11 protein-coding genes are annotated in these 13,169 nt (G+C 48.1%); 7 read left to right on the forward strand and 4 right to left on the reverse strand.

The genetic code is table 11. The features are described from left to right. Window positions 1–275 precede the first annotated feature (275 nt). From QUA53_RS25285 to QUA53_RS25295, 3 genes are all read right to left on the reverse strand, one after another. The gene (locus QUA53_RS25285) at window positions 276–2,159 is read right to left on the reverse strand and encodes a ribonuclease J (protein ID WP_333096075.1); all 1,884 of its coding nucleotides are present in this window, start codon (window positions 2,157–2,159) and stop codon (window positions 276–278) included. 260 nt (window positions 2,160–2,419) lie between these two features. Continuing rightward, the gene (dapA, locus tag QUA53_RS25290) at window positions 2,420–3,343 is read right to left on the reverse strand and encodes a 4-hydroxy-tetrahydrodipicolinate synthase (RefSeq protein WP_333096074.1); all 924 of its coding nucleotides are present in this window, start codon (window positions 3,341–3,343) and stop codon (window positions 2,420–2,422) included. Window positions 3,344–3,449: 106 nt separating this feature from the next. Continuing rightward, window positions 3,450–4,493, reverse strand: a complete 1,044-nt coding sequence (locus tag QUA53_RS25295; protein ID WP_333096073.1) for an aspartate-semialdehyde dehydrogenase — start codon at window positions 4,491–4,493, stop codon at window positions 3,450–3,452. Window positions 4,494–4,611: 118 nt separating this feature from the next. Between QUA53_RS25295 and QUA53_RS25300 the strand changes: the two genes are divergently transcribed. The 5 genes from QUA53_RS25300 (at window position 4,612) to QUA53_RS25320 (ending at window position 9,641) form a co-directional block, all read left to right on the forward strand. After that, window positions 4,612–4,869, forward strand: coding sequence for a hypothetical protein (locus QUA53_RS25300; RefSeq protein ID WP_333249158.1), 258 nt, complete (start codon window positions 4,612–4,614; stop codon window positions 4,867–4,869). Between the two features lie 181 nt (window positions 4,870–5,050). Next, window positions 5,051–6,466: a trigger factor gene (tig, locus tag QUA53_RS25305; protein WP_333096070.1), complete on the forward strand. Its 1,416-nt coding sequence runs from the start codon at window positions 5,051–5,053 to the stop codon at window positions 6,464–6,466. Window positions 6,467–6,813: 347 nt separating this feature from the next. Continuing rightward, window positions 6,814–7,503, forward strand: a complete 690-nt coding sequence (clpP, locus tag QUA53_RS25310) for an ATP-dependent Clp endopeptidase proteolytic subunit ClpP (RefSeq protein ID WP_015179195.1) — start codon at window positions 6,814–6,816, stop codon at window positions 7,501–7,503. Window positions 7,504–7,512: 9 nt separating this feature from the next. After that, complete coding sequence (gene clpX / locus QUA53_RS25315) at window positions 7,513–8,856, forward strand: ATP-dependent protease ATP-binding subunit ClpX (protein WP_333096069.1); 1,344 nt, start codon at window positions 7,513–7,515, stop codon at window positions 8,854–8,856. 26 nt (window positions 8,857–8,882) lie between these two features. After that, window positions 8,883–9,641, forward strand: a complete 759-nt coding sequence (locus QUA53_RS25320; protein WP_333096068.1) for a GNAT family N-acetyltransferase — start codon at window positions 8,883–8,885, stop codon at window positions 9,639–9,641. Window positions 9,642–9,643: 2 nt separating this feature from the next. Here the strand turns inward: QUA53_RS25320 and QUA53_RS25325 are convergent, their stop codons facing one another. After that, the gene (locus tag QUA53_RS25325; protein ID WP_333096067.1) at window positions 9,644–11,704 is read right to left on the reverse strand and encodes a DNA polymerase III subunit gamma/tau; all 2,061 of its coding nucleotides are present in this window, start codon (window positions 11,702–11,704) and stop codon (window positions 9,644–9,646) included. Between QUA53_RS25325 and QUA53_RS25330 the strand changes: the two genes are divergently transcribed. Beyond that, window positions 11,681–11,827 carry a hypothetical protein gene (locus QUA53_RS25330; protein ID WP_333096066.1) on the forward strand — a complete coding sequence of 49 codons (147 nt, stop codon included), beginning with the start codon at window positions 11,681–11,683 and terminating at the stop codon, window positions 11,825–11,827. The genes QUA53_RS25325 and QUA53_RS25330 overlap by 24 nt on opposite strands. Window positions 11,828–12,240: 413 nt before the next feature. Further along, window positions 12,241–13,152: a hypothetical protein gene (locus QUA53_RS25335; protein WP_333096065.1), complete on the forward strand. Its 912-nt coding sequence runs from the start codon at window positions 12,241–12,243 to the stop codon at window positions 13,150–13,152. The last annotated feature ends 17 nt before the right edge of the window (window positions 13,153–13,169 follow it).

Consider the following 13,169-nt stretch of genomic DNA (forward strand, 5'->3'; position numbering starts at 1 on the left):
GCGCTATTTTTACCAACAGGGGATGAGGGCTATAAGTCAGATTCAATCTAGCTCCTAGCCATCCTTGTCACCCCCCCCAGCTAAATGAGGCTGATGTCTTTCTTGTTGGAACTATGTCCTTAGCGTTATATTAAATGCAGCTTCATAGTAAATTGGTATGAGGAAATGTATTTATGAAATCAAATCTAGGCTTGTAGTTGCGCTTGGGCGTCCAAGCGCAACTACAAAACCTAAAACTCCTTTCTTGGTTCGCAGTGCGTCCGAGAATTATCGCCCTAAGAAGCTGCCCTTGCAGCAGTCCGGGGACGGCGCCGGCCCGTCACCTGATTGGCAGGAGATGGCAAGGATGGGGATGATGCCGATGATGGCGATGCCGAGGATGGGGAGGATAATAGCTTAGGTGCTTCCAGGGAACCGGGAGATGCTGCTACTTTTTCCGATCGCACTGCTTCTTCTGGAATTTGCATCAGGAATACCAGCAGCGGATTGCTTTGAAGTTCCCGGCGCATCACCCGCTGAATTGCTTTTTCTATTTGGGTTTGCACTCCTACCCAGTCAATGTCAACTTGCGAGTCAGCAGTGGCGGGTTTGACAAATTCTGACCAGCGATCGCTCAAAACTGTTTCAATGGTTTGAGTGATTAATTTGATCACCTCCGCACGATCGGCTGATGTCACTACACCTTTCAAGTGGACTTCTGGTTTTGCAACTAATTTGCCTTCCCAATTCAAAGCCGCCGCTACAGTTACAACGCCATCTCCGGCCAACTGCTGACGTTCCTTGAGGACGCTGGCTTTGACAACGCCCGATCGAGAAGCATCTACTAATTCAATTCCTGAAGGCACTTGACCGGCCACCCGTATCGAATTTTCAGTTAATTCTACGACATCGCCGTTGTCAATAATCACCATATTGCTAGCGGGAATGCCCATGCTTTGAGCCGTCTTGGAGTGCTGGATCAGCATCCGGTGTTCCCCGTGAACCGGCAAGAAGAACTTGGGACGAGTCATGTTAATCATTAACTTTTGGTCTTCTTGACAGCCGTGGCCGGAAACGTGAATGCCTTTGTCGCGGCCGTAAACCACGTGTGCTCCCAGCATCATCAGTTTATCGATCGTGTTTACCACTGCGATCGTATTTCCCGGAATCGGATTAGCTGAGAAAATGACTGTATCGCCCTTCCTGATTTTCAGTTCGTGATGTTCGCCGTTAGCAATGCGAGTCATCGCCGCCATCGGTTCGCCTTGGGAACCTGTAGTTAAAATCAGTACCTTATCTTCAGCCAAATTGCGGATTTCTTTCAGCGGTTTGAAAATACTATCTTCGCATTTGATGTAGCCGAGATTGCGGCAGTGAGCGATGACGTTAAGCATCGACCGGCCAACTACTCCGACATAGCGATTGTTTTTCTTAGCCAAGTCCAAAACAATTTGCAATCGGTGTACCGAGGAAGCAAACGTTGTCACCATCACCCGTCCCGGTGCTTGAGCGATAATTCTGTCTAAATTCGGAGCAACAGAACGTTCCGAAGCAGTAAAACCGGGAACTTCCGAGTTAGTAGAATCACTGATCAAGCACAGCACGCCTTTCTCGCCGTACTCGGCCAGCTTTTGCAAATCAAAATGCTCGCCGTCTACAGGAGTGTGGTCAATTTTAAAGTCTCCGGTGTGGATCACAATTCCCACTGGAGTGTGAATTGCCACAGTAAAACTGTCTGCCATCGAGTGAGTGTTGCGAATGTATTCTACTAAGAAATTCTTGCCAATTCTGACAGTATCCCTGGGTCGAACCGTTCTCAATTCAGTGCGGTGAGACACTCCGGCTTCTTCGAGTTTTCCCGCTAACAAAGCCATCGCCAAACGAGGGCCGTAGATGACGGGAATTTCAAATTGTTTGAGGTGATAAGGGATACCGCCTATGTGGTCTTCGTGACCGTGAGTCACGATCATACCTTTAATTTTGTGGCTGTTTTCCCGCAGGTAAGTCATGTCGGGAAGGACAATATTTACCCCGTGCATTCCATCTGTCGGGAACGCTAAACCGGCATCTAAAAGAATTATTTCGTCGCCGTACTCGAACACACAAGTGTTTTTACCGATTTCGTGCAGCCCGCCGAGGGGAATAACTTTTAGAGCAGATGCAGTTGTATTTTTGATCATGCGTATCCTTTGTTAGTTATTTTTGTTATTGGTCTGTGGTCTTTGGTCTTTCGTCTTTCGTCTACTGTTCGTTGGTAGGGGAATATTTTTCCAAATATTTATGGAAAAATCCCTGGCGGGTTTTACTATCCCGTACAGTCAGTTGTCTTTGGCCTTCATTCTTCTATTTTCAGTCTTTAATCCTTGACGGTTAGCTACTTACTAACAGTTAATTACTAATGACTGATGACTCAGAACTAATGACTGATAACAACCAATATTCAGTTGTCTGAAAACTCGTTGTCGCTCGTCTTACTAGCTGATACTGCTGCTAGCTGACTCAGTACGTCCTTTAACTTTTGAGTTACCTCAACGGGCGGATCGCACAGCGGCGGACGGGTGGAGCCTACATCCCAGCCTTGAAGTTTGAGAGCTGTCTTGACGGGAATGGGATTTGTGGTGAGAAAAAGAGCTTTAAACAGGTCAAAAAGTTGCAAGTGAATCTGGGTAGCGACTTGAACTTGACCGGCCTCGAAAGCTTTGATCATCTGTTGCAGTTGCTCTCCTACCAGATGGCTGGCTACGCTAACTACACCAGATCCTCCTACCGCCAACATTGGCAAAGTTAGGGAATCATCTCCAGAATAGATGGCAAATTCAGGGGATGTCAAGCACCGAATTTGACTTGCTTGATCCAAGTTGCCACTTGCTTCTTTTACGGCCACAATGTTGGGGATTTGGGCCAATCGAGCCACCGTCTCCGGCAACATATTCTGACCAGTGCGACCGGGGATGTTATATAACATTATAGGCAATTCTGGAGCAGATTGCGCGATCGCCTGAAAATGATTGTATAAACCTTCTTGCGGCGGTTTGTTGTAATAAGGAACCACCTGCAAACAGCCATCTAACCCGAGTTTAGCTGCTTTTTTCGTAGCTGCGACTGCTTCTGAAGTAGAATTAGACCCCGCTCCTGCGATTACTAACGCCTTACCGGCCACCGCCTTTTGTACTACCTGAAATAATTCGTATTCTTCATCCCAGGTCATAGTGGGAGACTCGCCAGTAGTTCCGCACACTACCAAGCTATCTGTACCGCGATCGGCTAAATGAACTGCCAATTGTTCTGCTACCGCATAGTTGACGCTGCCGTCTTCCTTAAACGGCGTAATCATTGCAGTCAGAACCCGTCCAAACTTTACCACACTTTCTCCGATTTTAGACTGTTGATTTTTGATTTTAAATTTTTGATTTCAGATGAAAGGTTTATCTAAAATCCCCAATTTCAATTTTCAAGTTACGAGGGTTCCCCTAATTAGAAGCCACCGCCACTTGGGTTCGCAACAAATTTTTTTCTACCAGCAACTCAGCTATCTGCACCGCATTTAAAGCCGCCCCTTTGCGGATTTGATCGCCCGATAGCCACATCTCCAACCCGCAGGGGTGAGAAATATCTTGACGAATCCTGCCAACTAACACCTCATCCTTACCGCTGGCTTCTGCGGGCATCGGGAAATAATTAGCTTGCCAGTCTTCTACCAGCTTAACCCCGCTTGCCTGCTTTAAGATTTCCCTCGCCTCGATCGCGCTAAAAGGCTCTGCAAACTCTAGATTAATCGCTTCCGAATGAGCCCGCAGTACGGGAACCCGCACACAAGTTGCCGTAATTTTAATCTCGTCCGTGCCAAATATCTTCCGAGTTTCGTTTACCATTTTCATCTCTTCTTCACAATACCCCAAATCATTAATCGGGGTGTTGTGCGGAAACAAATTAAATGCTAAAGGGTAGGGAAATATATCTGTTTTGGGCGTTTCCCCCTGCAAAATTGCTCTTGCTTGAGCTTTCATTTCCTCCATTGCCCTCGCCCCCGCTCCGCTGGCAGACTGGTAAGTGGCTACAACTATGCGCTTGACCGGCATAACTTTGTGAAGTGGCCAAACCGCAACTGCCATCAAAATAGTCGTGCAGTTGGGATTAGCAATTATACCTCGGTGAGCTGCTGCCGCTTGGGGATTGACTTCTGGAACCACTAGCGGTACGGTCGCATCCATGCGGAAAGCGCTAGAATTGTCAATAACCACTGCTCCGGCTGCCACCGCTTGCGGAGCCCACAACTTAGAAGTAGAGCCGCCGGCCGAGGCGAGCACCAGATCTACATTATCAAACGATCGCGCCGCAACTGCTTCGACCGGCAGCATCTCACTCCCAAAAGGCAAAGTTGTGCCTGCTGAACGTTCCGAAGCCAGCAGCTTCAAGTTAGAAATCGGAAAACTCCGGCTGTGCAATAGTTCTAGCAACTCGGCACCGACAGCGCCGGTAGCTCCTAAAATGGCAACTCGATAGGATTGAGACAAATTAGTTTCCTCCAGAAATTATAGTTTCAACGATCGAAATCAAAAATTTAAATAACTGCAATTCTCAATATCAAACTTAATTAATGTTATGCCAGATTGGAAGCATGAGAGGATAGCAATGGTGCAGTTAACGGAAACAGGCGATCGAACTTCCCGATTGATCCGTGCGATCGTACCCACTTCTAGTTTAGCATCTTTTGCCGTTAGCGAAGCCCTCGAAGAGGATCGCCCCGCGCCAATCCGCATCGTTCTGGCAGCAGGCGCATCCGTTAACTTTGACGGGATGCCCAAGACATTGACATCTGAGGGCGATATATGCTATGGTGCATCGGCGATTAGTGGACTTAACCTCCACTTTCCTAGCAGCAAAAGCTAGTATCCTCACACTAAAACTATTTGGCAAAAGCCCAAAAAGTAGCCGGTCAGGACTTACAGTCTCATCCGGTAGAGGTGTTTGTAGTTGTGCCGTTACGAGTCAAAGCGTACAAAATTAAAATGCAGGCAAAGTCAGATTTGTATGTATTTTATTACACTATTGTTAAATATCAAAAAAGCCGATGAAAGTAACCCAGGAAAAACTTCCAGCTAGCCAAATTGGTCTGGAAATCGAAGTACCGTCAGAAAAGTCAAAACAAGCTTACGAGCAAGTAATTAAACAATTTGCTCGCGAGGTTAATATTCCTGGGTTCCGCAAAGGCAAAGTTCCCCGTCAAGTTTTGCTACAGCGCCTAGGCCAGACTCGCTTGAAAGCGACGGCTTTGGAAAATTTGATTAATGATTCCCTGCAAAAAGCCCTCGAACAAGAAAAAATTGCGGCAATTGGCAGTTTTGAACTGCGCACAGAATTTGAAGAGTTACTAGCTAAGTTCGATCCTGAACAGCCTCTGATTTTTTCGGCGAAGGTTGATGTACAACCCGAAGTGAAAATGGGTCAGTACACAGGTTTGCAGCTTCAAGCAGCAGAAGCTAAGTATGATGAGGCTCAGGTAGATGAGGTACTGGCAAAATATCGATCGGACAAAGCTACTTTAATCCCTGTAGAAGGCAGGCCGGCTCAGTTGGGAGACGTGGCTTTGGTTGATTTCTCCGGTAGATTTGCGGAAGCACCCGAAGGCGAAACTCCCGCAGAAATTCCCGGTGGCGAAGCAGAAGACTTCCAAGTAGAATTATCGGAAAATCAGTTTGTACCCGGCTTTATCCAAGGTATGATCGGGATGAATCCGGGAGAAACTAGAGAAGTTTCCGTGCAGTTCCCCGATGAATATAGCAGTGAAGAATTAGCGGGAAAACCGGCAGTCTTTACGATTACCCTCAAAGAACTTAAGGAAAAAGAATTGCCGGAGTTGGACGATGACTTCGCCCAAGAAGTCAGTGAGTTTGAAACTTTAGCAGAACTGCGCGAATCTCTCGAAACTAGGTTTAAAGCAGACCAAGAAAACAAGACATCAGCTAATAAGGAAAAAGCTATATCAGCAGCCCTCGTGCAGCTAATAGACGTGGAAATTCCCGAAACAATGGTCGATCGCGAAATCGATTATTTGTTGAATCAACAAGCCGTCCAATTGAAAAATTACGGCATAGATATCAACCAACTGTTTACGGAAGAAAATATGGGCCCGATGCGGGAACGCTCGCGCCCGGAAGCAATCGAGCGGCTCAAGCAGACTCTAGCTCTGGCAGAAGTAGCTAAGCTGGAATCTTTATCTGTGGAAGACACAGAAGTAGCAGCAGAAGTGGCAAAAATCAGAAAGCAGTTTCCCAAAGGAGATTTTGACCCCCAAAGGTTGCAGGAATTTGTAAGGGAAGACTTGCTCAAACAAAAAACCCTGAAATGGTTGGAAGAAAAAGGGACAATCGAACTCGTACCTGAAGGCTCTCTGACTCCGGCAGCAGCAGAATCAGAAGAATCAGACGCTGGAGATTCAGCAGAAGCAGCCACGAGCGTCGAAGTGGAAGTCGTAGGCGAAGAATAGAACTTAATGTGTTCAAATGTCCTAATTGGGGGCATGAAATCAACCGTGATTTGAACGGCGCACCCGAGCCTTAACTACAAGCTCCGGGTGCGCCCGATCCTTACTAAAACCTCGGGGTGTCTACTAGAAGTAGGGATGATGTACCAGTAAGTGTTTTAACTCATTCACCCCGCGAGCCTTGCAAGTCACTCCAGCGTTGCGCCCAGCGCAGAAAGCAATTTCAAAACTCAAAACTCCCCATTCCCCCGATATCCGTTCAGAAGAGGCATAATAGTTAAAAGCTGGCGGCTTAATTTAAAGCTTTCATCAGCAGCAGCAAATTGTCTAGAATCCTTGACTGGTGTCTTATGGTTGTATCTCAATCTTCCAATTACCTAATTACAAGCTATAACGATTTTGATGTCAGTTCCAGCCCCAGCAATGTAGTGCCGATGGTACTAGAACAGTCGGGGATGGGCGAGCGGGCTTTTGACATTTACTCGCGCTTGCTGCGGGAGCGAATTGTGTTTTTAGGAACTCCCGTAACCGACGAAGTTGCTGACTCGATAGTGGCTCAGCTATTGTATCTAGATGCCGAAGACCCAGAGAAAGATGTCCAAATGTACATAAATTCCCCCGGCGGCTCGGTGACGGCCGGCATGGCAATTTATGACACAATGCAGCAAATCCGCCCCGATGTGGTAACGATTTGTTACGGTTTGGCAGCGAGTATGGGCGCATTTCTACTGACAGCAGGAGCCCACGGTAAGCGGATGTCTCTTCCGAGTTCCCGAATTATGATCCACCAGCCGCTTGGAGGCGCTCAAGGTCAAGCAGTTGATATTGAGATTCAAGCCAAAGAAATCCTTTATCATAAGCGTAAGCTGAATCAACTGCTAGCGCACCACACAGGTCAACCGATCGAGAAATTAGAGGCTGATACAGAGCGCGACTTTTTTATGTCAGCCGAGGAAGCCAAAAATTACGGTTTGGTCGATCGAGTTATCGCTAAAGAAAACCTTCCGGCGGCGGGAGAGAATGTCACTGCACTGAATTAAGAGGCTGTTATGTCTAAGTACGACTCCCATCTAAAATGTTCGTTTTGTGGCAAGTCTCAAGAGCAAGTACGCAAGTTGATCGCAGGGCCAGGGGTGTATATCTGCGACGAATGCGTTGACTTGTGCAATGAAATTTTAGATGAGGAGTTGTTTGATTCGAGTGCAGTTCCGGCAGCAGCGACGGCTCCGAAGCAGGAAACGACGCCAAAGCGCCGCGGTACCTCGGGCAAAAGTATGTCGATGAGCCAAATTCCCAAGCCGAGGGAAATTAAAAATTACCTCGACGAAAATGCGATCGGGCAAGATGAGGCGAAAAAGGTGCTCTCGGTGGCAGTTTACAACCACTACAAGCGCCTGAGCTTTATCCATGCAAAAAATAGCGGCAAGCACCCGCCGGAAGAAGTAGAACTGCAAAAATCGAATATTTTGTTAATCGGGCCGACCGGCTGCGGAAAAACTCTGCTGGCTCAGACTTTGGCGGATATGCTAGACGTGCCGTTTGCGGTGGCTGACGCGACGACGCTGACGGAAGCGGGCTATGTCGGGGAAGATGTGGAAAATATTTTGCTGCGGCTGCTGCAAGTGGCAGATATGGACGTGGAAGAGGCGCAGCGCGGAATTATTTATATTGATGAAATTGACAAAATAGCCCGCAAGAGCGAAAATCCTTCGATTACGCGGGATGTGTCGGGGGAAGGCGTGCAGCAGGCGCTGTTGAAAATGCTGGAGGGGACGATCGCCAATGTACCTCCCCAAGGCGGCCGCAAGCATCCCTATCAAGACTGCATCCAAATTGATACTAGCAATATCATGTTTATCTGCGGCGGTGCTTTTGTCGGTCTGGAAAAAGTGATAGAGCAGAGAACGGGTAAAAAGTCAATGGGCTTTATTCAGCCCGGAGAGGCTCAGCCGAAGGAAAAGCGGGCTGCTGATGTACTCAAGCAACTGGAACCGGATGATTTGGTGAAGTTTGGGATGATTCCCGAGTTTATCGGGCGGGTACCGGTGGCGGCGGTGTTAGAACCGCTGGATGAGGAAACGCTGATGGCGATTTTGACGGAGCCCCGCAATGCTTTGGTTAAGCAGTATCAAAAGCTGCTGAAGATGGATAACGTGCAGTTGGACTTTAAGCCAGAGGCGATTCGGGCGATCGCCCAGGAAGCATACCGCCGCAAAACAGGAGCGCGGGCGCTGCGGGGAATTGTCGAAGAATTGATGTTGGATGTGATGTACGAGTTGCCGTCGCGCAAGGATGTTGCCCGGTGTACGATTACTAAGGAAATGGTCGAGAAGCGATCGACCGCCGAGCTGTTGGTACTTCCGTCTTCGCTGCCCAAGCCAGAGTCAGCTTAAAAGCAAGGTTTTCAGCACAGCCACTTATGCAATCTCGCATTCAATCATACCTGCGCTTTGCTGCGAGCCAGCAGCGCGACACCGAGCGGATCGGGCCGTTCCTCGCTACCTTCAGCCGCCACAGCACCAACCCTTATCTGAACTATGCGATTCCCGACGACGGCGCCGCACCCTCCCTCGCCGATGTCAAGGCCCTAATCGCTGCGTACTCTGTGCGCGGGCGAAAGCCGCGTTTGGAGTATGTCGCGAAACTAGCCCCTGCTGTCGAAGAAACGCTGATATCGGCCGGTTTCACCGTTGAGGGACGCCTGCCGCTGATGACTTGCACTCCGGGTTCCGAGAAATTGCTTCCCGTCCCCCCAGGCATCCAACTAATTTTGCCAGTTTCCGAGGCCGAGATCCTCGGTACAGCCGCGGCGCAACACGAGGCTTTCACAGAGGCTGCACCAACCCCTGAAGACGTTGACAGTCTTCGGAAAACTCTGGCCGCAGGTGGCCTGGCCGTACTCGCTCGCGTAGCAGCAACGGGCAAACCTGCGGGGGCTGGAATGTGTACTGCGCCGGCAAATCAGACGACAGAAGTCGCCGGTATCGGCGTGCGCGTCCCTTTTCGCCGGCGGGGCATAGCAGGGGCTTTGACGGCCCGGCTGCTGCGAGAAGCTTTCGACGCGGGTGTTGCGGTGGCGTTTTTGATGGCGGGACACGAGGAGGAATTCCGAGTTTACACCCGCGCTGGATTTTGTGCGACCGGCGAAATGTGCAACATTTCGCTGCCGCAAGCATAGATTTACCAATCTATAAAATCATCCTCACCTAACTCAGAAGATAACTCGGAAAAATCCGGTTCAGATTCCAATCTAAAAGTTTCCGATTCCCAAATCTCCAAGTCCTCCGACAAATCGACTACTTCCCCGTCAAACATATCAGCCAACTTCCTAGCCGAATTTGCGACATCTCCCGCGTCATCACGCACCGCTACAGCCTGAGCGTTAAAGTCATTTTGAGAGTCGGTAGAGCCGTTTGTGGGCGATCGCGATTCGGAAGTTGTCGGCACATTAACGGCGGTATTTTCAGCCGCTAGCGGGTGTTTTTGTTCTTCTCTACCCTTGCCCAAAAAATCATCTGTAATCTCAGAAGCCGCCGAGTTCTGCACCTTTTGGCCCGCATCATCCGCAGGATGAGAATTCCTGGGATTTTCGCCAACACGTCCGTTAGAAGTAGGCACATCCTTGGCGCGAGAACTATTACTTTCAGCGGGATTTGTCAAGCCCACTTTTACTGTTACTCGACGGTTAAAAATTTGCAAAAAAGCTTCTTCAATATTAGCTACTTTGTCTTTAACCATATTGAGCAACGGCTGCGAACTAATCTTCACATGAGCAGTATTATTGCTAAAAATTACTAGCTGTCCATGTTGGCGAAGCAGCGATTGAGTTCCATGCGGCCGCACACGCTCAAGTACCTGTTCCCACACTCGATTTAAATCGATTTCATCGGCTGAATTAGTGGGTAAATAATAATTTGCTTGAGTCGTTTCAGCAGTTGGTACATGTGCGGTAATCGGCGCAGGAGGTGGGCTTTCTGTTCGATTAGCCACAGGCGGCGAGTGAGGCGGAGAATTTTGCGAATTGGAAACTGAAGATTGTTCAATATTAGATATCTGACTCTCCCCCTTAGCAAGGGGGGGTTGGGGGGGGTGAATTTGTGATGGAGCAATATTTTTCGCTGGTTCCGCTGTTGCTTGTGACTGAGTTCTAATTGCTGAGGGCAACAATCCCAACAGCGTTACTTCCAGCCACAAACGCGGCTGAGTAGTGTTTTTAATTTGCACTTCGTGGTTTTGCAAATGTTTCTGGCCTGCCAAAATTAACTCCGCCTCCCAATTGCGGGCAAAATCCCGCAGTTTTTCCCAAGTTGCAGATGTTAAAGCTACTAAATCTGACCGTTTCGGGGCAGCTTTGGCTATTAGCAAATCTCGGTAAAAGCTCGCGAGGCTTTGCAGCACGATTAACGGTTCCCGACCGCGATCCATGAGGTGGCGGGTCATGTCTATTAGTGCTGTAGCGTTATCTGTATCAATAGCTTGCAGCAAATCCATTAAGTCATTTTCGGGGACTGCGCCGACTAAATCCCAAACTTTTTCGACTGTTACTTCACCCTGAAATAAGCTTAGTTGGTCGAGCAAACTTTCGGCATCTCGCAGACCTCCTTGGGCAAGTTGAGCAACCATTTGTACTGCATCACTGGCAATATTGATATTTTCTAATTTAGCAATTTTGTGCAAGTGAGCAATCATTGCATCGAGGGGGATGCGACGAAAGTCAAACTTTTGGCAACGAGAAATAATAGTTGGTAATACTCTTTGTGGATCGGTTGTTGCGAGAACGAATACAACGCGATCGGGCGGCTCTTCTAATGTTTTTAATAAGGCATTAAATGCCTGGGTACTGAGCATATGAACTTCGTCGATTACATATACTTTATAGCGGCATTGTACGGGAGCAAACTGAGATCTTTCGATTAAATCCCGAATGTTATCTACTCCCGTGTTGCTGGCGGCGTCAATTTCGATGACATCTAGTGTCGAACCTCGGGCAATTTCTTGGCAAACGTTGCATTTGCCACAGGGTGTCGGGGTGGGGGAAACCGTAGAAATACAGTTGAGGGATTTGGCGAAAATTCTGGCACTGGAGGTTTTACCGGTGCCTCTGGGGCCGGTGAATAGATATGCTGGTGCTATGCGCTCTTGTAGGATGGCGCTGGTGAGGGTTTGGGCGATCGCCTCTTGACCGACTAATTCGGCAAATGTCTGAGGGCGATATTTGTGGTGCAGGGGTTCGTAGGTCACGATCGAATATTGGTGGTATTAGCTGTAATCTTAGCTAAGGAGACGTTGTTCGATCGCACCGCAGCTCGACTTTCACAGCAAGCCGCCCGGTGGGCTGGCACGGCGGCAGTCAGCCAACAGTAGGAATTATCACTCTCCAACGTCCGCCCCTCGATCGTCCGGGCGATCGGCTGTTCTCCTTGATGTTTTCCGCTGCTGGCTCCCAGAGTTACTATTAATTTATGTGTATTTCTTTTTATTTTGCTAGAAACGGAGACCGCCGAACAAACATTTTTTTAGCTGTATAGGTATAATATATTACAGACAATTCACCATTTCTATTGGCCAGTGCCAGCGCGCGATTTTCCGATATTTCGGAAACCTGCTTGCAGTTAAAGATAAAGTATTAATTAGAGGGTGCGTGCTCCAGTTGCAGAAATCCAGTTGTACCAAGATGATGGTGGAATGATGTCAATGTTGGTTGATCCAGTTGCACTACCAGCTCTACTCTGGAGTCCTGTATAAATATAGCGTCAAATTTTACCCTTTAAAAGCCCATGTCAACCCAAATAATCCTTGTAGAACCAAGGTTGGCAGTAGCCTCTCCCAAACCTAAAAAGGCTAAACCCGGAGATCCGTCCTCAGACCAACTCTTAATGGGAGGGTCGGGATTACTGTTGTTATTGCTTATCGGTTTAGCGGTGTTTACCAAGCTAAAACTCGACGATTTGAGTAAAAAGCTCAAATTTGAGGAGTTTAGAAATCGAGAACTCCAGAAAAAATACAAAATGGCTCTGGAAACCATGTTAAAGATGGAAAAGAATCCCGACCTTATCCACTCGCGAGACTTTAATTTAGACTACCTGAGAATGCGGATGGCGGAAGAAGTCTTTCACTTTGCCATTGTGAACCAGATCAAGGTAAAAGTTAAAGAAAAAATTAGTATTGCCCTGCGTCCGACTCAGGGGGCAGTGGGAGATAAAAATGGGAATGCGGGCAGCGGCAGGCAAGTGGATTCGATGTTTGATATCGAATACGAAACTGGCGATCCGGCAATAAAAATAGAAAAACGCGTGCTGTTTCGGATTCAAATTAAGTTGATGAAACTGCCGACTCAGGCAACATCAGCGACAATTAATCAAATTATTGACTGTTTGGAAACTTATCTGAGTCCTTCAGACGATCACGACAGTTGGCAGCCAACAATTCAAGGTCGCATCGTTCATATTGAGTGGGATCAAAAAGCCAAGCCGACGCCGATGTTGGTGCTGGAACAGTCGAATGAAGGGGTGAATGTTACCTTTAGGACTACGAGAACGCCTGCCGGCCGGCCTACCAATGCCAATGATAGCCAATTGGTAGGAGCTAAGGGTCAAAAAAGTGGCAAAAGTAGTTCTAAAACTACAGCCAAAGGTGCAACAAAAAGTCCTGCCAAGGTAGGAGGAAAGCGTCCAGGTTCGAGGAAATAAGTTGAGGTGGATTAATA

The organism is Microcoleus sp. Pol12B3, assembly GCF_036701355.1.
Lineage (GTDB): Bacteria > Cyanobacteriota > Cyanobacteriia > Cyanobacteriales > Microcoleaceae > Microcoleus.